The 22151-nt window shown below is 54.5% G+C and carries 17 protein-coding genes; 7 read left to right on the plus strand and 10 right to left on the minus strand.

The window, feature by feature from the left end; translation table 11 throughout:
• Window positions 1–287: 287 nt before the first annotated feature.
• Window positions 288–1238 carry a sugar-binding transcriptional regulator gene (locus OGV75_RS11275; protein WP_047358065.1) on the plus strand — a complete coding sequence of 317 codons (951 nt, stop codon included), beginning with the start codon at window positions 288–290 and terminating at the stop codon, window positions 1236–1238.
• Window positions 1239–1320: 82 nt separating this feature from the next.
• Here OGV75_RS11275 and OGV75_RS11280 read toward each other — a convergent pair whose 3' ends face one another.
• From OGV75_RS11280 to OGV75_RS11305, 6 genes are all read right to left on the minus strand, one after another.
• Window positions 1321–2409, minus strand: coding sequence for an ABC transporter permease (locus OGV75_RS11280; RefSeq protein ID WP_016152183.1), 1089 nt, complete (start codon window positions 2407–2409; stop codon window positions 1321–1323).
• Window position 2410: 1 nt separating this feature from the next.
• Complete coding sequence (locus OGV75_RS11285; RefSeq protein ID WP_170973930.1) at window positions 2411–3937, minus strand: sugar ABC transporter ATP-binding protein; 1527 nt, start codon at window positions 3935–3937, stop codon at window positions 2411–2413.
• The gene (locus tag OGV75_RS11290) at window positions 3937–4545 is read right to left on the minus strand and encodes a DUF2291 family protein (RefSeq protein ID WP_016152185.1); all 609 of its coding nucleotides are present in this window, start codon (window positions 4543–4545) and stop codon (window positions 3937–3939) included. Before OGV75_RS11290 ends, OGV75_RS11285 begins: the two co-directional genes overlap by 1 nt.
• Before the next feature lie 11 nt (window positions 4546–4556).
• On the minus strand, window positions 4557–5498 hold the full coding sequence (locus tag OGV75_RS11295) for a D-ribose ABC transporter substrate-binding protein (RefSeq protein ID WP_016152186.1): 942 nt from the start codon (window positions 5496–5498) through the stop codon (window positions 4557–4559).
• A gap of 117 nt (window positions 5499–5615) precedes the next feature.
• Window positions 5616–6278 (minus strand): enterobactin synthase subunit EntD, encoded by a 663-nt coding sequence (gene entD / locus OGV75_RS11300; RefSeq protein WP_047415103.1) that lies wholly within the window; start codon window positions 6276–6278, stop codon window positions 5616–5618.
• Window positions 6279–6328: 50 nt separating this feature from the next.
• A complete protein-coding gene (locus tag OGV75_RS11305) occupies window positions 6329–8602 on the minus strand; it encodes a TonB-dependent siderophore receptor (protein ID WP_286480675.1) in 2274 nt (757 codons plus the stop codon).
• A 253-nt stretch (window positions 8603–8855) separates the two neighbouring features.
• Between OGV75_RS11305 and fes the strand changes: the two genes are divergently transcribed.
• The 4 genes from fes to wzz(fepE) all read left to right on the plus strand — a co-directional run bounded on the left by fes (window position 8856) and on the right by wzz(fepE) (window position 15571).
• Window positions 8856–10073 (plus strand): enterochelin esterase, encoded by a 1218-nt coding sequence (fes, locus tag OGV75_RS11310; protein WP_016152189.1) that lies wholly within the window; start codon window positions 8856–8858, stop codon window positions 10071–10073.
• Window positions 10074–10103: 30 nt separating this feature from the next.
• The gene (locus OGV75_RS11315; protein ID WP_053388568.1) at window positions 10104–10322 is read left to right on the plus strand and encodes an MbtH family protein; all 219 of its coding nucleotides are present in this window, start codon (window positions 10104–10106) and stop codon (window positions 10320–10322) included.
• Complete coding sequence (gene entF, locus OGV75_RS11320) at window positions 10319–14209, plus strand: enterobactin non-ribosomal peptide synthetase EntF (RefSeq protein WP_286480676.1); 3891 nt, start codon at window positions 10319–10321, stop codon at window positions 14207–14209. Before OGV75_RS11315 ends, entF begins: the two co-directional genes overlap by 4 nt.
• A 228-nt stretch (window positions 14210–14437) precedes the next feature.
• A complete protein-coding gene (wzz(fepE), locus tag OGV75_RS11325) occupies window positions 14438–15571 on the plus strand; it encodes an LPS O-antigen length regulator Wzz(fepE) (protein ID WP_047501786.1) in 1134 nt (377 codons plus the stop codon).
• A gap of 46 nt (window positions 15572–15617) precedes the next feature.
• On the opposite strand, the gene fepC is transcribed toward wzz(fepE), so the two are convergent.
• The 3 genes from fepC to fepD are packed head-to-tail and all read right to left on the minus strand — an operon-like array spanning window position 15618 to window position 18408.
• Complete coding sequence (fepC, locus tag OGV75_RS11330) at window positions 15618–16415, minus strand: iron-enterobactin ABC transporter ATP-binding protein (protein WP_286480677.1); 798 nt, start codon at window positions 16413–16415, stop codon at window positions 15618–15620.
• Complete coding sequence (gene fepG / locus OGV75_RS11335) at window positions 16412–17404, minus strand: iron-enterobactin ABC transporter permease (protein ID WP_016152193.1); 993 nt, start codon at window positions 17402–17404, stop codon at window positions 16412–16414. The genes fepC and fepG overlap by 4 nt, the downstream gene beginning before the upstream one ends.
• The gene (gene fepD, locus OGV75_RS11340) at window positions 17401–18408 is read right to left on the minus strand and encodes a Fe(3+)-siderophore ABC transporter permease (protein WP_115190843.1); all 1008 of its coding nucleotides are present in this window, start codon (window positions 18406–18408) and stop codon (window positions 17401–17403) included. Before fepD ends, fepG begins: the two co-directional genes overlap by 4 nt.
• A 109-nt stretch (window positions 18409–18517) precedes the next feature.
• On the opposite strand from fepD, the gene entS reads away from it, so the two are divergent.
• Entirely contained in the window at window positions 18518–19756 is a 1239-nt protein-coding gene (gene entS / locus OGV75_RS11345) for an enterobactin transporter EntS (protein ID WP_286480679.1), read from the plus strand.
• Window positions 19757–19814: 58 nt separating this feature from the next.
• Here the strand turns inward: entS and fepB are convergent, their stop codons facing one another.
• Window positions 19815–20771: a Fe2+-enterobactin ABC transporter substrate-binding protein gene (gene fepB, locus OGV75_RS11350; protein ID WP_181634924.1), complete on the minus strand. Its 957-nt coding sequence runs from the start codon at window positions 20769–20771 to the stop codon at window positions 19815–19817.
• Between the two features lie 187 nt (window positions 20772–20958).
• Here fepB and entC point away from each other — a divergent pair, with 187 nt between their 5' ends.
• The gene (gene entC, locus OGV75_RS11355; protein ID WP_016152197.1) at window positions 20959–22134 is read left to right on the plus strand and encodes an isochorismate synthase EntC; all 1176 of its coding nucleotides are present in this window, start codon (window positions 20959–20961) and stop codon (window positions 22132–22134) included.
• The last annotated feature ends 17 nt before the right edge of the window (window positions 22135–22151 follow it).

Here is a 22151-nt window from a genome sequence, read left to right on the forward strand (position 1 = left end):
TGAATAAATATTCCATGTGAGTGCAGTAGTGCAACTGTCTCTCTACCCACCACGTAATCTGCAGATAAAACAGTCAGTCGTTATTGGTTAGAATAAATATTCACTACTGATTTATTATTCATGATTAAAGATATGCCTTGTCTGGCGGTTTGTCTACGGCTTGTGCCACCAAATTTTGGAGAAAAGAGAAAAGGATCACACTAACGTGATAACTGGAAAGGTACTGATGACTTGTTATCTATTCAGGTATGAATAAAAATAACAGGCAGTTTATCAGGGGGAATGCCATGTCAAAGCAGGATGAACAGCGGTTGCTGGTTAAGATTGCCACGCTTTACTACGCCGAAAATAAAAAACAGTCTGAAATCGCCACGCTGCTGCATTTGTCGCAGTCCTTTGTCTCCCGTGCTTTAACGCGTTGTCAGAAAGAAGGGCTGGTGAAAATCACCGTCGTACAGCCGACCAATATCTTTGTGGCGCTGGAAAAAGCCATTGAAGAGCAGTTTGGTATTCGTCAGGCGATTGTCGTGGATGTCGGTGACAACCCCAGCAATACGCAAATTAAGCATGCTATTGGCAGTGCGGCGGCGCATTACGTTGAAACCCGCTTGCGAGCCGAGGACCTGGTTGGAATTTCCTCCTGGAGTAGCACCATTCGCTGTATGGTCGATGAGATGCACCCGCAAAATATCCGTGCGGCGGGTGTGATCCAACTGCTGGGCGGCGTAGGGCCGAATGGTAACGTGCAGGCCACGATTCTTACGCAACAGTTGGCAGCGCACCTTGGCTGTCCGGCCTGGCTTCTGCCTTCACAAAGTATTGAGCATTCGGTTGAAGAACGTACACGGTTGGTTAACAGCCCTGACGTTGCCGCGGTGGTTGAAAAGTTTGCTGAAGTGGATGTGGCAATTGTCGGTATTGGCGAACTGGAGCCTTCTCAATTGCTGAAAAACTCAGGCAACTACTACAACGAAGAAATGTTGCGACTGCTCGCCGAGCGCGGCGCAGTAGGTGATATCTGTCTGCATTATTACGATGCAGCAGGTAACCCGGTACTCAGCCATGAGGAAGACCCGGTCATTGGAATGGAGCTTTCGCAGATCCGGGAGTGTAACCACGTGATTGCTTTGGCTGGTGGTGTGGAAAAACAGAATGCGATACGCGGGGCATTGCAGGGGAATTATATTGACGTATTGATCACCGACTACCCGACAGCCCGCAGTCTGGTGAAAGGGTGATGTCACGGTGAGTTAAACAATTGACAGCCCCAGGAGGCCCCTGGAGCTGTCTGGTTGTGCATATCAGACTTTTCAGAGGGGATTACTGACTTTCCATCGCCGCCTTTTGTGCTACCACCGCGGCTTTTTGCTGCATCCGGTTTTGCATCTGGTCGATGATGACCGCGACGATAATCACGATACCTTTAATCACCATTTGCCAGAACTCGCTGACGCCCATCATCACCAGACCATCGGCCAGAAAACCGATAACGAAAGCGCCAATCAGCGTGCCTAAAATCGTGCCCCGTCCACCGGCCAGTGACGTACCGCCGAGAACCACTGCGGCAATGGCGTTCATCTCAAATGCCGTACCGTTGGCCGGATGGCTGGCGGAAAGCTGTGCCGAGACCACAATTCCAGCAATCGCGGCACACAGTCCGGATAGGGTATACACCCAGATTTTCACCTGTTTTACTTTTACCCCTGACAGCTCAGCAGCGCGTTCGTTATCCCCGATGGCGTAAACGTGGCGACCAAAGGGTAGACGACGAGCGACGTAAGCAATGACCAGTGCCAGCACAATCATCATCCAGATGGCCCACGGAATCCCAAACAATGTACCGGCACCAATCTCATCAAAACCGGTATTGCCGAGCTGCGGATTGCCGGAAAGCCCGGGAAAGGTTTGCCCATCGGAGGTCAGCATCGCCGCCCCGCGCAAAACGTACATGGTTCCGAGCGTACAAATAAACGGTGCGACGTTATAGTGGGTGATGATCCAACCATTCGCCGCGCCAATCAGCCCACCAATCAACAAGACGACAGGCACAATCACCCAGACGCTGGGGAAAATTGCGATGCCGAACATTGGCAATACAATGCCTTTAGTGATTAGCCATCCCGCGACCATGCCGCACAGCCCAAGCGTAGCGCCAATTGAGAGATCAATCCCGGCGGTAATAATGACAAACGTGATCCCCAGAGCCAGAAAGGCGTTAATGGCGATATGCTTGATCATAATGACCATGCTGCCGCCAGAGAGAAATCCCGGTACGGTGAAGGCAAAGAACCCGACGATTAAAAACAGTGCAATAAAAGTGCGCAGTTTTAGGATTAGTAGCAGGATATTTTCCCGAGAGAAGGCGACTGTGGAGCGAGGCGCGATGGCGGCAGATTGTAGTGTTTTCATATCAGAACCCCTGAGCACTTGCGGTTACCAGCGCCGATTCTTCGGCACGATCGCGGGCGATATCGGCAGTTAGCTTGCCGCCGGACATCACCAGAATGCGGTCAGAAACCGCCATAATTTCTTTTAAATCTGAGGTGGAGAAGACCACAGCAATACCCTGCTGGGAAAGCTGGACCATCATGCGGAACACATCGGCTTTCGCTCCGACATCGATGCCGCGTGTGGGTTCGTCAAGAAATAGAATTTTGGGATTGGTGAGCAGAGAGCGACCAATCACCACTTTTTGCTGGTTCCCTCCGCTCAGCGCCTGAATTTCAACCTCTGGCGAGGAGACTTTTATCGACAGATTGCCAATTGTGCTGGCGACCACGGCCTCTTCATCTTTGCGGGCAATGGCAAAGCCACGTTGCAGACGCCGCCAAAGGCTGGCAATAGTCAGATTGGTGGCGACGGATGAAATGGGGAAAATCCCTGTGCGCTTGCGATCCTCCGGCACCAGACTCATTCCCATACGGATGCGATCGGCGGTGGTTAAGCGCTGCGGGACCGGTTTGCTGTCGAGCCACAGTTTTCCGAGGTAGTTGCGCTCAGTACCTAACAAGCACTCGAACAATTCGGTTCGCCCAGCCCCCATAAGTCCATAGATACCGACAATTTCACCGGCATGAACGTTAAAGGTGACGTCATTGACGACTGCGCTGCCAGCGGTATTCACGCAGGTGATATGTTCAGCTTCCAGAACCGGAGCTCCAAACGTGCGGCCGGGTTCGAGAAAGTTGCTTACCGGATCACTGCCCAACATCTCGCGCACAATCCACGGGACATCGATGTCGCTAACCTTGGCTTCGGCTTGAAATTTACCATCACGTAAAATAGTGATCACATCGCCAATTGCCATCAATTCTTCGAGACGATGGGAGATATAGATTATCGACACGCCCTGGCGAGTAAGTTCACGGATCACGCGAAACAGAATCTCGACTTCAGTTTTACTGAGCGCTGAGGTGGGTTCATCAAGAATCAGGATATCTGCATCTTCAGCCAGTGCTTTGGCGATTTCGACCAGCTGTTGCTGCCCTACTTTGAGATTGCCAACCAGGTCGCGCGGTGATATCGGCTGATCGAGCCGGGTTAATAATTCCGCGGTGCGTTTCTCTTGCTCGGCCTCATTAATGGGAGCCATGCCTTTTTGAATCTCCCGACCGAGGAAAATGTTTTCCGCGACGGTGAGGTTCTCAAACAGGTTTAACTCCTGATGCACCATACCAATTCCATGTGCCGCAGCATCCCGGGTGCTGGCAAAGCGCACGGGATTTCCATTGAGCGACATCTCACCGCTACTGGGTTGCTGAACGCCAGCGAGGATCTTCATCAACGTCGATTTCCCCGCACCATTCTCACCAATAATCACATTCACCTTGCCACGCCAGACCTGATAATCGACGCTGTCCAGTGCAATTGTGCCGGGAAACAGCATTGAAATGGCATGCGTGCGCAGGATGATGTCATCAGCTGAGGTATTGCGCATTAGTGAGCCTCCTGTTCCAGCGTCAGTGCTGCTGCGTTTTCCGCTTTTCCAGCATTCAACGTCACGGCAAACAGCACCGTGGCAGTTTTCCCTTGCCAGCTAGTGTCAACAGCGGGTAACTGTTTCGCCGCTTCACGGTTATAAGCCCGTGACAGTTGGGCAAACTGAACCTGGTTAGTAAAATCTTCAAACTTGAAACCACTGGCATCGCGAATAGCATTGCCACGCATTACCGGGCCAATCTGAATCGTGACGGGCATATCATTGACCCTCACCACGATGGTGTGCTCTCGCCCATTGGTGGTGTCGACGCTATCAATCTGGCTGGTCAGGCGTACAAACACGCTTTCGGGAGCGGGTGAGGGGGCCTTCAGGCGAGTGGTCAGCGCTGAAGCATCCAGAACATGTTGCTGTGCCGCTTCCAGGACGCGGGATTGCCAGGTTTGTTGCGCGATCTGATCGGGAGTCTGGTTGTCGAAACTGGCTTTGGCCTGAGGATCGGCCGGGATAATTGGTTTGCCGTTTTCGTCGAGGTCAACTACCGTACAGGCCGTCAGCAACAGGGTGGCGCATCCAACCAGCGCGGCACCCCATTGTGTTAACGACATAGTGCCTCCGCTTAGTGGCTCAGGTTGAACTTGTTCAGCTTGCTGGCATTGGTTTCGTCAATCAGCACGCAATCCATGAGCTGTTTTTCTTCTTTCTGGGCTTTGCCGTTTTTCAGATAGTAATCCGCCTGCTCAACAGCCATTTGTGCCTGCTGCCAGCCGGGCTGCAGTACTGTCGCTTTAATATTGCTTTTATTAATGATTGAATCGCGGGTGTAGTCGCTGCCATCAAAACCGACCACGATGACATTATTTTTCCCCGCCGCTTTTAATGCGGCTTCTGCACCCAGCGCCATAGTGTCGTTACCTGAGATCACACCTACGATATCTGGGTTGGTTTGTAGAATGGCTTCCATTCGGGTAAAGGCTTCGGTTTGGCTCCAGTTTGCCGTCTGCTGGGCTACCATTTTCATGTCCGGATAGTCATCGAGTACATCGTGATACCCCTGCGAGCGTACATGGGCGTTGGTGTCGGATTGACGTCCCAGCAGTTCAACGTACTTCCCTTTTCCGTCCAGTAACCTGGCGAACTTCTCTGCGCCGAGCTGTGCGCCTTGATAGTTATTCGACACGATTTGCGCCACCGCGATACCGGTTTTATTGATTTCGCGATCGATCAGAAAAGCAGCTACACCCGCTGCTTTGGCTTTTTCCAGCGGCCCTACGGTGGCATCTGCACCCGCATTATCGAGAATGATCGCTTTCGCTTTACGAGCAATAGCAGTCTCAATCAGTTGGTTTTGTTTATTGACGTCATCATCATGAGAGGCAACCAGCGTGGCGTATCCCAGCTCTTTTGCTTTGGCGACTGCACCGTCGGCTTCGGCTTTAAAAAACGGGTTATCGTGAGAAGGGGTAATAATCGCAATCAGTCCGTTGTCGGCAGCATACAGCGAACCCGATGTGGTAAGGATCGAGGCCAGTAATACGGATTTAATCAAGGTCTTGTTCATCTCTTTCTCCACTTTGAATATTTATTCAAATATGATTTATTATTCAAGTTAACGATAAGTCGAGATAATCGAACTGTCTACGATTTGCGCAGCTAATTTCTTAAAAAGAGAAAAGGATCACGATCCTGATGGTGAGAATGGAAATAGCGTCACGATATTTTTATCACGCTGAAACCAATGAACGTTAACTTCTTGATTGCCGAGGTTTGCCGAAAATGACGGCATGATTTGTAATGTTAATTGCTGAGTCGTGAGTGCGGTGATTTTTGCGCTGGTGAAACCTGGTAGCCCCGATGCCTGATTGGAAAACGCCTTATACAGGCTCTCCTTTGCGCTGAATACCAGGGTTAAGGCGAGCGGAAAGGGCAGGCAGGCATGCTGCAAAATCTGATGTTCGTGGTTATCAATAATGCCATCAGCCAGCTCAACTGCGGTTTGTGGTGTAAAAATAGCTTCTATATCCAGCCCAATGGGATGCGTTGATACGACCGCCAGCGCCGTTGTTGCGCTATGGCTGATGCTGCCAAACAGATCCTGCGGCCACAATGGTTGGCGTTGCACACCGATGCCGGGCACGGTTTTGTGGCCAAATTCACGCAGTGCGTGGACTGCGGCAATACGCCCCGCTAAATGCTCAGCTTTACGCTTACGCCCACTGGAGTGGAGCTGAGTGTGGTGGGGAAGCCAGAGCAGGTCGTGCTCATGGAAAGTGTCGGGATCAAATTCGACAATGTGCAGCGTATGATCTGCGAAAGGGAGCGGGATGTGCGTTGTGTGCATGATTTCTTACGGTTTCCCTCTCCCCGCAGCGAGGAGAGGGAAAAACGTTATCAGAAGTGTGTGTTAACGCTCATGAACCACGTCCGGCCCGGTTCGTTATAGGTGTGCGCGCCTGCGCCCGCCATATAGTTCCCGGTCACGATATCGCCCGTGGTCTGGGCATTCCCTTCACGCCATAAACGTTTGTCAAAGACGTTATCCACGCCGCCGGTCAGGCTGACGTTTTTCGTCACATCCCAGGTCGCACTCAGGCCGACGATGCTGTATGGGCTGACTTCACTGGCCGAGCTACCGGTAACGGGTTTACCCTGGTAATCGTATTTTTTCGGCTGCTGTTTGCCGTACCAGGTGAAGGTGGATTGCAATGACAGATCTTCACGTGCCTGCCAGCTCAGGGTCGAGTTCAGCGTGTATTCAGGAATAATCGACAGGCGCTCGCCGGTCTCTTTATTCTTACTTTGCAGCATGTAGGTGATGTTGTTAGTCCAGTTAACGGTTTCGCTAACCGGCACGTTCAACGTCCCTTCCAAACCTTCAACTACCGCTTTAGGAATGTTTTCCCACTGATAGATATCGGTATAAGTCGTTTTCCCTTTGTTGGTGATAGACGTTCTGTCGAACGGGACCGTACCTGCTTCAATCTTGTTACGGTAATCGTTGCGGAACCAGGTTACCCCAGCCAGCCAGCCGTCGCGTTTGAACTCCAGACCAATCTCTTTGTTGATACTGGTTTCGGCCTTCAGATCATCGTTGCCCATCATATAGCAACCAATACCGGTCGCGGAGCCGGTGGCGTAGCAACCCTGACCTTTACTGTACAGAATGTAGTTCGGGTTGAGCTGATACAGGCTTGGCGCTTTATAGGCGCGCGCAATCCCCATCTTCAGGGTGAAGTCATCGCCCAGACCTTGGGAAAGGTTCAGGGACGGACTCCAGTTATCGCCCACAGTGCTGTGATGATCGAAACGCAAACCTGGCGTCAGCATGGTGCTGTCGGTCAGTTCCATGTTGTTTTCAGCAAACAGAGAGAAAATCTCTGCGTCTGAGTACGGGCTGCGGTTGGTGCTGCTGGACCCTGGAATATCACCGCCCATAAAGGTCTGCGAATTGGACAACATGTCCTTCATGCGCTGCTGGTTCCATTCGGTACCGAGCGTCAGATTTTGGTTAACCAGCAGATCTAACGGAATGCTGATTTCACTGTGCAGCATGACGTCACTCAGGTCGGCGTCGAGGTATTTTTGTGACGCATTCGGGTCGAAAATCCCTTCGGTACCCCCCGCCAGGCCCTCCGGCGTACGGGAGTTACGCGTATGTTCATACTGCACCCAGTTACTGGTAGTGACGCCGTTATCCCAGCCGCCGTTCCAGGTCAGAGAGTAGTTCTGGCGGTAAAGACGGTTGGTCTCTTTCCCGTAGTTATCTTTCACCAGTTGGTTGGTGTTGGTGTTTTGAGTGTCGCCCGCATACAGGTTGCCCTGACGGCTATAGCCAGCTTCCAGTTCCAGTGACTGGAGCGGGGCGAAATCCCAGCGAACCACGCCGTTAATGTCTTTGTTGATCACCCCTTCACGACCGGCCGGTAAAGTATTTGAATACGTGCCGGTACGTTCTGACTGATGACCCTGGTTGATATCCCACGCGTCGGCCTGGGTTTTATCGAGATTACCGTACAAACGGAAGCTGAAATCCCCGCCCAGCGGACCGTTCAGGCTAAAGTTGGTGCGTTTGGTTGAACCTTCGTCTTTATGTTCCGGGGCGTTGAAATAGGTATCCCAGGAGCCGTGCCATTCGTTGCTGCCTTTTTTGGTGATGATATTCACCACGCCGCCAGCCGCACCGTTGCCATAGCGTGCCGCGGCAGGACCACGCAGCACTTCAATACGTTCGATCATTTCTGGTGGCACCCAGGCGGTATCGCCGCGGGTATCACGCTCGCCGCGCCAGCCCTGACGCACAGAGTTACGGCTGGTTACCGGTTTGCCGTCGATCAGAATCAGGGTGTTTTCCGGCCCCATGCCGCGAATATCGATTTGGCGGTTGTTGCCGCGTTGACCGCTGGTTGAGTTACCGGTCAGGTTGACGCCTGGCATGGTACGGATGATTTCCGACACATCGCGAGCGGGAGGATTCTTACGAATTTCATCAGCGGTAATGGTTGAAACGCCCGGTGCCTGCAGGTTCTGCTGGGCGGCGGTAACCACGATGGTGTCTTCATGAGAGACAGCGGCGCTATCGGTTTGATCTTCTGCCATCGCTGGCAGGGCTACCCCGTAAATCCCTAAATTGACCAATAAGGCCAGTGAATGAATCTTGTTGTTCATTGTATGTCCTGCTGTTCTTTTAGCCACGAGTACCAATGTGCCGTGGTGCGGCATTTGGTCTGATGTCGCCCGCATCCGCGTAAACCCTCCATTCCAGAAAAAGTACGCAGCGCCAGGCCGGTTTATAAGTGGTGAAAAACTGTGCGCGCTTCCCACAGCGCGACAATACGCTATTGCAAATGCAAATAGTTATCAATAATATTATCAATATATTTCACGCTAGATCATAAAATTTGACAATAAACATGGGGTTATGGCGGTGACGACGTTAAAGATGGGAAGCGAGGCGTGGTGGCAGTCAAAAAAAGGCCCGGAGTGGGAGCGTGAAGACAACGGAAATTATCGGGTAACCTTCTGGTGGCGCGACCCGCAGGGAACGGAAAAAGAGTCAGCCATTCATCGCGTATGGGTCTATATCACCGGCGTCACCGACCACCATCAAAATGCCACCCCGCAGTCGATGCAACGCATTGACGGAACAAATGTTTGGTGCTGGAGTGTTTCCCTCAGCGCCAACTGGCGCGGCAGTTACTGTTTCATCCCAACAGAACGAAATGATATTTTTGCTGCGCAGACGCCGGGCGAAGCGCCTGACCGAACCGTGCTGCGTGAAGGCTGGCGGCAATTGTTGCCGCAGGCTATTGCCGATCCCCTCAATCCGCAGAGCTGGCAGGGCGGTCGTGGCCATGCGGTGTCTGCGCTGGAAATGCCTGATGCACCCGTACAACCGGGATGGGATCGACCTGAAAACCCCGACTCGCCCGCAGTTTGCCTGCAATGGCGTAGCGCCAGACTCGGCAATACACGCCGCGTGTGGGTGTTTACCACTGGTGAAGCCCAGCCGGAAGCGCGTCCGCTGGCCATCCTGCTGGACGGACAGTTTTGGGCACAAAGTATGCCGGTCTGGCCTGCGCTGACTTCACTCACCCATCGCGGACACCTCCCGCCCGCCGTTTATCTCCTGATTGATACCATCGACACGGCTCACCGCAGCCGCGAACTGCCGTGTAATGCGGATTTTTGGTTGGCGGTACAGCAGGAGTTATTGCCGCTGGTGAAGACCACGACCGCGTTCAGTGACGACCCGCAGCGTACAGTCGTCGCCGGGCAAAGTTTTGGCGGGCTGTCATCGCTGTATGCCGGGCTGAACTGGCCCGCGCGCTTTGGCTGCGTGCTCAGCCAGTCGGGCTCTTATTGGTGGCCGCATCGCGGTGGTCATCAGGATGGGGCGATCGTTGAGCAACTGAAGAGCGGAAAGATAAGCGCCCAGGGGCTGCGTATTGTCCTGGAAGCAGGGATCCGCGAACCCATTATTTATCGCGCAAATCAGGCGCTTTATGCCCAGTTACCCTCTGCACCACAGTCTATTTTCTGGCGTCAGGTTGATGGTGGACACGATGCGCTTTGCTGGCGCGGCGGACTGATGCAAGGGCTGATCACGCTCTGGCAACCGCTTACCGACACGATTTAACCGGACGATGTTCCACGACAGGAGTTGAGTATGGAATTCAGTAACCCCTTCGATAATCCGCAGGGCCAGTTTTACATTCTGCAAAATCCCCAACGTCAGTTTAGCCTTTGGCCGCAGCAATGCTCACTTCCTGTTGGCTGGACGGTCGCGTGCGAACCCCAATCACAGGAAGCCTGCCAGCAATGGCTGGATGCAAACTGGACCACGCTGACGCCAGCGAACTACGTCGATGTGCAGGAGGCTCCATGACTCAACGTTTACCGTTAGTTGCGGCTCAGCCGGGGATCTGGATGGCAGAAAAACTCTCCACATTGCCCTCAGCGTGGAGCGTGGCGCACTACGTAGAATTAACCGGCGAACTGGACGCACCGTTGCTGGCGAAAGCGGTAGTGGCGGGTCTGGAGCAGGCCGATACTCTAAGGATGCGGTTTAGCGAAGATAACGGCGAGGTCTGGCAATGGGTAGACTCTGCGCTTGCCTTTGCGCCACCAGAAATTATCGATCTGCGCGAAAAATCCGATCCGCATGCGGCAGCGCGCGCCTTGATGCAGGCTGACCTGCAGCAGGACATCCGTGCTGATGGCACTAAGCCGCTGGTTTTTCACCTGCTCATTCAGGTGGGAGAAAAGCGTTGGTATTGGTATCAGCGTTACCATCATCTGCTGGTTGATGGCTTCAGTTTCCCGGCCATTACCCGCCAGATAGCCGCGATTTACCGCGCATGGCTGCATGGCGAGTCCACGCCGGAATCACCTTTTACGCCATTTTCTGAGGTGGTGGAAGAGTATCAACAGTATCGGCAAAGCGATGCCTGGCAACGCGACGGCGCCTTCTGGACCGAGCAGCGAAAGCAACTCCCACCTCCGGCTTCGCTGTCTAACAAACCCCTGCCAGGGCGGTCGGCCAGCGCGGATATTATTCGTCTGAAGTTAACCGCGCCTGAAGGGGAGTTTCGCCGGCTTGCGGCACGTATGCCAGACGTTCAGCGTGCGGATCTGGCCCTTGCGCTGGTGGCGCTGTGGCTCGGACGTTTATGCAGCCGAATGGAATATGCCGCCGGGTTTATCTTTATGCGGCGTATGGGGTCGGCGGCGCTCACGTCCACCGGACCGGTTTTAAACGTCCTGCCATTTGGCGTGCAGTTGAATGCGGCAGAAAGCTTGCCTGCACTTGCCCAACGACTGGCCGCACAGTTGAAGAAAATGCGCCGACATCAGCGATATGATGCTGAGCAAATTGTTCGCGACAGCGGGCGCGCAGCCGGTGCCGAACCGCTGTTTGGCCCGGTACTGAACGTGAAAATATTCGACTATCAACTGAATATTCCTGGCGTTCAGGCGCAAACCCATACGTTGGCGACAGGTCCGGTGAACGATCTGGAGCTGGCGCTGTTCCCGGATGAAAACGGCGGGCTGAGTATTGAAATCCTGGCCAATAAACAGCGCTACGATGCCGCGACGCTGGCGCAACATGCATCGCGTTTAACCGCGCTTATCGCGCAGTTTGCCGACAATCCGTCGCTATGCTGCGGCGATGCCGGGATGCTGTTGCCGACAGAACATGAGCGGCTGGCGAAGATTAACGACACGACCGTGGCGATCCCGTCCACCACGTTGAGCGCGCTGGTGGTACAGCAGGCCGATAAAACGCCGGATGCCCCGGCGCTGGCTGATGCCCGCTATCAGTTTAGCTATCGTGAAATGCGCCAACAGGTTGTGGCGCTGGCGCGCCGCCTGCGCGAACGTGGCGTACAGCCTGGTGACAGCGTTGCCGTGGCATTACCGCGTTCCGTGTTCCTCACGCTGGCGCTGCACGGTATTGTTGAGGCGGGAGCCGCCTGGCTGCCATTGGATACCGGATACCCGGACGATCGCCTGCGGATGATGCTCGAAGACGCGAAGCCAAAATTGTTGATCGCGACCGAAGAGCAACTGGCGCGCTTTAGCGATATTCCGGAGCTGGAAAGTCTGTGCTACAACGCGCCGCTGCCAGAAGAGGATGCTGCACCGCTGGCGCTATCTCAACCTAATCATACGGCCTATATTATTTTTACTTCCGGTTCTACCGGCAGACCAAAAGGGGTGATGGTTGGGCAAACAGCCATCGTTAACCGTTTGCTGTGGATGCAAAATCACTATCCTCTGACCGCGGATGATGTGGTGGCGCAAAAAACGCCGTGCAGTTTTGACGTCTCGGTATGGGAGTTTTTCTGGCCGTTTATTGCCGGGGCAAAACTGGTCATGGCAGAACCTGAAGCGCACCGCGATCCGCTGGCGATGCAGCAGTTCTTTGCGCAGTCAGGGGTGACGACCACGCACTTTGTTCCCTCTATGCTGGCCGCTTTTGTTGCTTCACTGACGCCGGAAACCGCACGGGAGAGCTGTGCCTCGCTGAAACGGGTATTCTGCAGCGGCGAAGCCTTACCTGCAGATTTATGCCACGAATGGGAACAGTTGACTCATGCGCCACTGCACAATTTATATGGGCCAACGGAAGCGGCAGTCGATGTGAGCTGGTATCCGGCCTGGGGGGACGATCTCGCTGCCGTAACGGGCAATAGCGTGCCGATTGGCTATCCGGTATGGAATACCGGTTTACGGATCCTGGACGCCATGATGCGCCCGGTGCCCTTTGGCGTGGCAGGTGATCTCTATCTGACGGGGATCCAACTGGCGCAAGGATACCTCGGGCGAGCGGATCTAACTGCGAGCCGCTTTATCGCCGATCCATTTAACCCTGGTGAACGCATGTACCGGACCGGGGATGTGGCGCGCTGGCTGGAGAATGGCGCAGTGGAATACCTCGGGCGCAGCGATGACCAGCTTAAAATTCGCGGACAGCGCATTGAGCTCGGTGAGATTGATCGGGTGATGCAGCAACTGCCAGATGTCGAACATGCCGTTGCCCACGCCTGCGTATTCAACCAGGCGGCGGCGACAGGCGGCGATGCACGACAGTTGGTGGGGTATCTGGTGTCGCAATCGGGGTTACCGCTGGATACGTCTGCATTGCGAGAAACTCTGCGTGAAAAACTGCCTGCGCATATGGTGCCGACGGTATTGTTGCAACTGGCGGAGCTGCCGCTGAGTGCAAATGGTAAACTGGATCGTAAAGCGCTGCCGATGCCGCAGTTGACGTCGCGTACGTCAGGACGTGCGCCGCGAGCAGGGACTGAAACCGCCATCGCGCAGTCTTTTGCGGCTTTGCTGGATTGCGAGGTTAATGACGTAGAGGCTGACTTCTTTGCGCTTGGCGGACATTCGCTGCTGGCGATGAAACTGGCAGCGCAGTTGAGCCGGATTTTTGAGCGTCAGGTAACGCCTGGGCAGATAATGGTGGCTTCTACTGTTGAACAACTGAGTGCACTGCTGGAGAGCAATGATGATGAACAGTCGCAGCGTCTGGGATTCGAGACGCTGCTGCCGCTGCGTGAAAGTCATGGCCCAACGCTGTTTTGCTTCCATCCGGCGTCGGGTTTCGCCTGGCAGTTTAGCGTGCTGTCGCGTTACCTCAGTCCGCAGTGGTCGATTATTGGCATTCAGTCGCCGCGACCGGATGGCCCTATGCAGACGGCGGAAAACCTTGATGCGGTATGCGAACATCACCTGGCAACGCTGCTCAGCCAGCAGCCTCATGGTCCCTATTATTTATTAGGCTACTCGCTGGGTGGGACGTTGGCGCAGGGAATCGCCGCACGCTTACATGCCAGAGGAGAGACAGTTGCATTCCTGGGGCTGCTGGATACCTGGCCGCCGGAAACGCAAAACTGGCAGGAAAAGGAGGCCAATGGGTTGGATCCCGCGGTACTGGCCGAGATCGAGCGTGAACGTGAAGCGTTTCTGGCAGCGCAGCAGGGGAATGCGTCAGAGGCCTTATTTAATGCTATCGAAGGCAACTACGCCGATGCGGTTCGCCTGCTCACCACGGCACACAGCGTGCCGTTTGCTGGTCACGCCACGCTGTTCGTTGCTGAGCGCACCTTAGTGCCGGGGGTCAGTCCTGAACGCAGTTGGTCACCGTGGATATCCAGTCTGGATGTATATCGTCAGGATTGCGCGCATGTCGATATTATCTCTCCCAGCTCGTTTGAGGCGATAGGGCCAATAATAAACACCTTGATCAATAATTCGGTGTAACAAAGCGAATCTTACTATCGCGACGATCAAATAACCCCATGATGTAATAATTATGTTATGGGGTTGATCTTTTTTGGTGTGATGAGGGCGATTAAAGGGGTGAATAAATTCCGAATATAATTTTTGGTAGGGCTTCGAGCACAAAGAGTGTTTCGGATAAATCTTACTAACTGGTAGACTTCTCTTTCGGAAATGTTCTTCTTTGGGTACGGATCTCAGGTCACACACATGTCATCATTAAATATTAAGCAAGATAACGTTTCGGATTTTACTGCATATCCTCAGCCAGCGGTAAATGCTAATGAAATCGATTTAGTTAATCTAATCGAAATCTTATGGCGCGCCAGGACGAAAATTATGGCGACCGTTTTCGCCTTTGCCTGTGTGGGTATTCTGGTCTCTTTTCTACTACCGCAAAAATGGACCAGTCAGGCCATCGTGACGCCGGCCGAGCCCGTCCAGTGGCAGAACCTCGAAAATACGTTGACCAAATTGCGCGTGCTGGATATGGATATTAACGTTAGCCGTGGTGAAGTATTTAATCTGTTTATCAAAAAATTTCAGTCGCCCTCATTGTTGGAAGAGTATCTGCGTTCTTCTCCTTACGTGATGGAACAACTGAAAGGCGCTGATATCGATGAAATGGACCTGCATCGGGCAATTGTCAGGCTCAGTGAAAAAATGAACGCCGTTGACAGCAATGTGGGAAAAAAGAATGAGACTTCGCTGTATACCGCATGGACGCTAAGTTTTACCGCGCCCCAGGCTGAAGAAGCCCAGTCTGTGCTGAAGGGCTATATCCAGTATATTTCTGATGCTGTGGTGAAAGAAACGCTGGAAGATATTCGCAATAAACTGTCCATCAAAACCAGCTTTGAGAAAGAAAGACTGGAGATGGATCGCGTCAGGCTTAAGAATCAACTGGACGCCAAAATCCAGCGACTGCATTATTCACTGGAAATTGCGAATGCCGCTGGGATTAAAAAACCGGTCTACAGTAATGGCCAGGCGGTGAAAGATGACCCTGATTTCTCTATTTCACTGGGCGCTGACGGCATTGCACGTAAATTAGAAATAGAAAAGTCGGTAACGGATGTTGCTGAAATTAACGGTGAATTACGTAACCGCCAATATCACGTTGAACAGCTGTTAGCTATGAATGTGAATGATGTAAAATTTACGCCATTTAAATATCAACTTTCACCTTCGCTGCCAGTGCATAAAGATGGTCCGGCAAAATCGATGATCGTTATTTTGGCCGCTTTGCTGGGTGGCATGGTGGCGTGTGGTGGTGTTCTGCTGAATTACGCCATGGTGGCGCGTAAGCAAAAAATGACGTTTATTGACCAACAACTGGTGTGATGACTTTTCGTCTGGCGGCGAGCAGTCCGCCAGACGGTAAATCTTGCTATTTATTGCGCCCAAGCGGCACCACTAACGGCGTTCCGGCAACCGGATCGTCGATAATCATACAGCGCAGACCATAGATTTTTTCAATAAGCTGCGCGGTGACGATTTCCTTCGGCGCACCCTCGGCAACAATTTTTCCGTCACGCAGCGCAATCAGATGCGTCGCATAGCGACACGCCTGATTAAGATCGTGCAGAACGGCGGCCAGCGTATACCCTTTCTCCCGGTTTAGCTCACTCAGCAGCTCCAGCAGATCGATCTGATGGCTGATATCCAGCCAGGTGGTAGGTTCGTCGAGCAGCATAATCGACGTTTCCTGCGCCAGCACCATCGCAATCCATGCGCGCTGGCGTTGTCCACCGGAAAGGGTATCCACACTTTGCGACGCAAGATGAGTGATTCCCGTCGCCTGCATTGCGTTTGATACCGCGATTTCATCCTCATTTCGCCAGCGGGTAAACAATGGCTGGTGCGGGTAGCGCCCACGGGCAACCAGCTCCTGTACCGTGATATCACCCGGCGTGGTGGCGTTCTGCGCCAACAAACCTATTCTGCGAGCAACCTCTTTGCTGGCATAGTGCTGGATATGCTCGCCGTCGAGCCAGACCTTACCGTGCGCGGGCGTCATCAGACGACTAAGCGTGCGCAGTAGTGTTGATTTTCCGCAGCCGTTTGGCCCGATAATTGCGGTGAAGTGACCGTCTGGAATCGACAAATTGAGGTTTTCCGCTACGGTAAATTTGCCATAACCCAGCGTTAACTGGTCGCCACGCAAACGGGCTACTGATTCGATCATTTTTTGCGGGACTCCTGAATTAACAAGACGATAAGATAAATACCGCCGAGGCTTACGGTGACAACGCCCACCGGAAGCTGATAAGGCATAAACAGCTGTTGGGCGCATAAATCCGCCATCAACAGCAGCAACGCGCCACACAGCGCCGACAGGGTTAATCCCCAGCGCGATGTGCCGCTAATCCGCCGCGCGATATGTGGGGCGACAAGGGCAATAAACGAGATAGGGCCAGCCAGCGCGGTGGCGGCAGCGGTCAGTACAACCGCAACCAGCATCATCATCAGGCGTGAGCGCTCTACGCTGACGCCAAGCGCACAGGCGCTGTCATCACCCATTTCCAGTAAACGCATCCGGCGCACCAGCAGCGTGGCGCACACCAGCATAAGGATAATCAGCGGGGCAGAAGGCCAGGTTTTGGCCCAGGTCAGGCCATTGAGCGATCCGGCGTTCCACAGTCCGGCGGTCAGCGCGGTTTCTAATGATGCCTTCAGCAGTAGCCAGGTGTTGAACGCAACCAGCATGGCGCGTATGCCGATCCCAATAATAATCAGCCGGAAGGTGTCGATACCATTGCGCCAGGCGAGCGCCCAGACCACCAGAGACGTCAGGACCCCGCCAACCATGGCCGCAAGCGCGATAGCGGTGAGATGCTGTCCGAACAGCACCATTGCCACCAGCACACCGCTCCAGGCACCGGTATTGAAACCCATCACATCCGGGCTGCCCAGCGGGTTGCGCATCAGCGACTGGAATATTGCACCGCTCACGCCGAGCGCCGCGCCAATCAATAGCGCCATCAGCACGCGTGGCAAACGCCATTCGGTCACCACCAGCGTAATACTGCGCGGCGCATCGCCAAGCAGAGCGGCAATAATTTGCTGGGTTTCCAGCGTCACGACGCCGCTACGCAGGCTCCACAAGCCAACGGCGAGACAACCTACAACCAGCAGCAGGCTGCTGACTATCAGGCGGCGGGAGAGGTGCATCATGCGCCACCCCCGCGCGGTTTCCTGCGTACCAGAAAGATAAGCACCGGCGCGCCGATAAATGCGCTGACCACTGAAACGCGCAGTTCGCCGGGGACAATCAGGCGACCGATGATATCGGCAATTAACAACAGAGAGGGGGTTGCCAGCAGGGTAACGGGCAGCGACCAACGGTGATCTGCCCCCACCAGCCAGCGCGCCATATGCGGCATCATCAGGCCGATAAAGGCGATAGGGCCAACAATCGCGGTCGCACTGCCGCACAGTACGGTAATCACCAACAGGCCAATAAACTGCGTGCGAGCGACTTTGCTGCCAAGCGCGGTGGCGGTGTCGCTCCCGAGGCTCAGGCTATTCAGAGCACGGCTAAGGAATAACGCGACAGCCGCGGCAATCAGTACCGGCACCAGGACGACCTTCAGCGTATGCAGGCTGCGGATATCCAATGAACCGGCCTGCCAGAAACGCAACTGATCGTAGACATCCGGGTTGAGCAGGGCGATTCCGGTGGATAATCCTTCCAGCACCGCGCCCAGCGCAACGCCCGCCAGCGTCAGACGTACCGGGCTTAACTGCCCGCCGCCCTGGCTGCCGGTAAAGGCCACTATAAGCGACGCGGCCAGCGCCCCGGAAAAGGCCATCAGCAGTTGCTCTTGCGCAGAGGAAAAACCGAACAGCGCGGCTCCCAGCACAATAGCGAAGCTGGCTCCGGAGTTAACGCCCAGAATGCCGGGATCGGCGAGAGGGTTACGCGTGAGCGTTTGCATTAATGCACCAGCCAGACCCAGCGCCCCACCGGCGAGCAGTCCCGCCAGCGTGCGCGGCAGTCGCGCGTCCAGCACGATGGTGCAATCAGCGCTTTGACAACTGCCGGTAAGTGCATCCAGCACCACGGAGGCAGGTAGCGACTTGGCGCCAATAACCAGACTTAATACCGTGGTGAGAACAAGTAATAACAATAGTCCGGGCACGGCGAAGGCACGTGTCGCGGAAACAGAGCATGACATATCAACTTCCCTGATAATGATAGTAATTATCGTTATCGATCTTATTTGGATATGTTAGCATGTGCAGCCATCGAATGGATATTGAAAAAGTACCTGGTAAGGCTCTGTAATGAATCGACAATCCTGGCTGCTCAATCTCAGCCTGTTAAAGACCCACCCTGCATTTCGCGCCGTCTTCCTCGCCCGTTTTATTTCCATTGTCTCTCTGGGGCTACTCGGCGTGGCGGTTCCGGTACAGATCCAGATGATGACCCAGTCGACCTGGCAGGTAGGTTTGTCAGTGACGTTGACCGGCAGCGCAATGTTTATTGGTCTGATGGTGGGCGGGGTGCTGGCCGACCGCTATGAGCGTAAAAAAGTGATCCTGTTGGCTCGTGGAACCTGCGGAATCGGCTTTATTGGTCTGTGTCTGAATGCGCTGCTGCCCGAACCGTCGTTACTGGCGATTTATTTGCTTGGCTTATGGGACGGTTTCTTTGCCTCGCTGGGCGTGACCGCGTTGCTGGCGGCAACACCGGCGCTGGTTGGGCGGGAGAATTTGATGCAGGCCGGGGCGATTACCATGCTGACGGTACGTCTGGGTTCGGTTATTTCGCCGATGCTTGGCGGAGTATTGCTCGCGACCGGTGGCGTGGCCTGGAACTACGGTCTGGCGGCGGCGGGCACTTTCATTACCTTGCTGCCGTTGCTGAGCCTTCCCGCGCTGCCGCCTCCGCCTCAGCCGCGCGAGCATCCGTTAAAATCGCTGCTGGCAGCATTTCGCTTTCTGCTTGCCAGCCCGCTGATTGGCGGCATTGCGCTGCTTGGCGGTCTGTTGACTATGGCGAGCGCCGTGCGCGTGTTGTATCCCGCGTTGGCGATTAACTGGAAAATGTCGAGTGCGCAAATAGGTCTGCTGTATGCGGCCATTCCTCTTGGCGCGGCGGTGGGCGCGTTGACCAGCGGACAACTGGCGCACAGCGTTCGTCCGGGACTGATCATGCTGGTATCGACCGTGGCTTCGTTCCTGGCTATCGGTCTGTTTGGGTTGATGCCGGTCTGGGAACTTGGTGTTGTCTGCCTGGCGCTGTTCGGCTGGCTGAGTGCGGTCAGCTCTTTGTTGCAGTACACCCTGTTACAGACGCAGACGCCAGAAGCGATGCTCGGGCGAATTAACGGTTTGTGGACTGCGCAGAACGTTACAGGAGATGCGATCGGCGCGGCGCTGTTAGGGGGATTGGGGGCGATGATGACACCGGTTGCTTCGGCAAGCGTAAGTGGGTTTGGGTTGGTGATTGTCGGTCTGCTACTGCTGCTGTTGCTGGGAGAAGTGCGCCGATTCCGACAAATGCCTGTGAATGCCGGATAGCGTTGTCCTCTACGGTTTGTAGGCCGGATAAGGCGTTAGCCGTATCCGGCGCTGGCGATTAAAAGAGAGCTGACAGACGTTGCAGCAGCAAGGTCGCGCTGTAGTAGTCGAGACGGAAGGTTTCCGTACCCAGGGCGTAAACACGTTTATTCTGCACGGCAGGCAGATGTGCCAGCAGCGGATTAGCATAAATGGCGTCGGCATCTTTGTTGTCGCCAGCGAACAGGAACAGCGCTTCGCCGTTCAGGCCAGCCGCCAGGTTCTCACCGCCAAGCTGGATGATATCGTGGCGTTTGCCCTGACTCTGGCTGGTGTGCAATCCGGCAGGCAGCGGTGCCAGGGTGAAACCTAACTGCTCCATCAGCTTGCCCTGCGCCGACTCAGTCGTCCACAGGTTGGCGCTGTGCGCTGCAGCGGTGTACACCAGCGCGCTGACCGGTTGCGGCGGTAGGGTAATACGCTGCTTGACCGCCTGCAGTTGCTTATCAAACTCGGCAATACGCGCAGCCGCCTGTTGCTCCTGACCGGTAATTTCACCTAACTGCGTCAACAGCGACTGCCAGCTTTTGTCGTCGTAATTAATGATGAGCGTTGGCGCAATGGTGGACAGCTGATCGTATAGCGCGAGGGCTGAATCTCCCCCAGTGGCGCTGATCAGAATCAGATCCGGCATTTGCGCTGCCACGGCCTCAGCGCTCGGTTCGCCGATATACAGGCGGCTCAGTTTGCGCGCCTTTGCCACTTCGCTCCACTGGCGTAAAAAGCCCTGTGCATCGCCGATGCGATTGTTCGGCGTAGTAGCGCCGCTGGCGATGACCGGGGCATCAATTGCCAGCAGCGAGCCGGTGAGGGTGACGCTGGTGGAGACAATTCGCTGCGGCTTATGTTCCAGCGTATGCGTACCACGACTGTCGGTAACCTGACGCGGCCAGTCGGCGGCATAACCTGAAGAAATTCCTGAAATAGACAAACCTGCCAGTAAGAGCACGGTGCGGCAAAAAGAGGGGAGACTCACGAATCAGCATCCTGTTATCAGTATAAGTAATGCTTCTCATTTTCATTGTTAGTGGACAAGGATGCAAGCCAAAGTCGCACATTGTGCTGCCACAAGAGTTGACATACCGCCGCTTTGCTTTTAGGTTAGCGACCGAAAATATAAATGATAATCATTATTAGAGCTTTTATCATTTTTGGAGGATGATATGGAAACGTCACTGGCCGAGGAAAAAACGCAGACTATGCCGACGCTCGCTCCCGACAGTTTTTTCTTTATGTCGCCGTACCGTAGTTTTACGACGTCAGGATGCTTCGCCCGCTATGCGGAACCGGCAATTGATGGCGATTCGCCAGACAGCCCTTTCCAACAGAAAATGCATGCACTGTTTGCTGATGCCAAAGCGCAGGGTATCGCTAACCCCATCATGGTCGGGGCGATTCCTTTTGACACCCGCCAGCCGTCATCGCTGTTTATTCCCCAGTCGTGGCAGACGTTCTCCCGAACGGCGAAGCAGCAATCATCTCGTTACTTTAACGCTCATCAGTCGCTGAACGTCGTTGAACGTAAATCGATCCCGGAACAGAACTTCTTTGAAGATATGGTCGCTCGCGCGGCTGCGCTGACGGCAACCCCGGAAGTCGACAAAGTGGTGTTGTCACGTCTGATCGATATCACCGCTGATGCCAATATTGACAGCGGGGCGCTGCTGGAGCGCCTGGTGGCGCAAAATCCGGCGAGCTACAACTTCCACGTCCCTCTTGAAGACGGTGGCGTATTGATTGGCGCCAGTCCGGAACTGCTGTTACGCAAAGAAGGCGATCGTTTCAGCTCATTACCGCTGGCAGGCTCGGCACGTCGTCAACCGGACGATGTGCTGGACCGGGAGGCGGGTATCCGCCTGCTGGCGTCCGAAAAGGATCGCCATGAGCACGAACTGGTGACGCAGGCCATGAAAAATGTCCTGCGCGATCGCAGCCGTGAACTGCAACTCCCTTCTTCTCCGCAACTGGTCACCACGCCTACGCTCTGGCACCTCGGCACGCCGTTTGAGGGTAAAGCCAACGCGCAAGAAAACGCCCTGACGCTCGCGTGCCTGCTGCATCCGACGCCTGCGCTGAGCGGCTTCCCGCATCAGGTTGCGCGCAAACTTATCGCCGAGCTGGAGCCGTTCGATCGCGAACTGTTCGGTGGCATTGTCGGCTGGTGTGATGCCCAAGGTAACGGCGAATGGGTGGTGACGATCCGTTGTGCGAAGCTGCTGCGTAATCAGGTACGTTTCTTTGCCGGTGCCGGGATTGTTCCGGCTTCGTCCCCGGTTGCGGAATGGCGTGAAACGGGAGCCAAACTCTCCACGATGTTGAATGTTTTTGGACTGCATTAAGAGCCTTATTGACCAGG

Source organism: Citrobacter sp. Cb028 (assembly GCF_030336705.1).
Lineage (GTDB): Bacteria > Pseudomonadota > Gammaproteobacteria > Enterobacterales > Enterobacteriaceae > Citrobacter > Citrobacter braakii.

Coding starts and splice junctions, on each gene's coding strand:
- OGV75_RS11295 (WP_016152186.1), bottom strand. CDS start 5,498: ATGAACAAGACCTTGATTAAATCCGTATTACTGGCCTCGATCCTTACC.
- fepG (WP_016152193.1), bottom strand. CDS start 17,404: ATGATGCACCTCTCCCGCCGCCTGATAGTCAGCAGCCTGCTGCTGGTT.
- OGV75_RS11280 (WP_016152183.1), bottom strand. CDS start 2,409: ATGAAAACACTACAATCTGCCGCCATCGCGCCTCGCTCCACAGTCGCC.
- entC (WP_016152197.1), top strand. CDS start 20,959: ATGGAAACGTCACTGGCCGAGGAAAAAACGCAGACTATGCCGACGCTC.
- OGV75_RS11285 (WP_170973930.1), bottom strand. CDS start 3,937: ATGCGCAATACCTCAGCTGATGACATCATCCTGCGCACGCATGCCATT.
- fepD (WP_115190843.1), bottom strand. CDS start 18,408: ATGTCATGCTCTGTTTCCGCGACACGTGCCTTCGCCGTGCCCGGACTA.
- entF (WP_286480676.1), top strand. CDS start 10,319: ATGACTCAACGTTTACCGTTAGTTGCGGCTCAGCCGGGGATCTGGATG.
- fes (WP_016152189.1), top strand. CDS start 8,856: ATGGCGGTGACGACGTTAAAGATGGGAAGCGAGGCGTGGTGGCAGTCA.
- OGV75_RS11305 (WP_286480675.1), bottom strand. CDS start 8,602: ATGAACAACAAGATTCATTCACTGGCCTTATTGGTCAATTTAGGGATT.
- OGV75_RS11275 (WP_047358065.1), top strand. CDS start 288: ATGTCAAAGCAGGATGAACAGCGGTTGCTGGTTAAGATTGCCACGCTT.
- entD (WP_047415103.1), bottom strand. CDS start 6,278: ATGCACACAACGCACATCCCGCTCCCTTTCGCAGATCATACGCTGCAC.
- entS (WP_286480679.1), top strand. CDS start 18,518: ATGAATCGACAATCCTGGCTGCTCAATCTCAGCCTGTTAAAGACCCAC.
- OGV75_RS11290 (WP_016152185.1), bottom strand. CDS start 4,545: ATGTCGTTAACACAATGGGGTGCCGCGCTGGTTGGATGCGCCACCCTG.
- fepC (WP_286480677.1), bottom strand. CDS start 16,415: ATGATCGAATCAGTAGCCCGTTTGCGTGGCGACCAGTTAACGCTGGGT.
- OGV75_RS11315 (WP_053388568.1), top strand. CDS start 10,104: ATGGAATTCAGTAACCCCTTCGATAATCCGCAGGGCCAGTTTTACATT.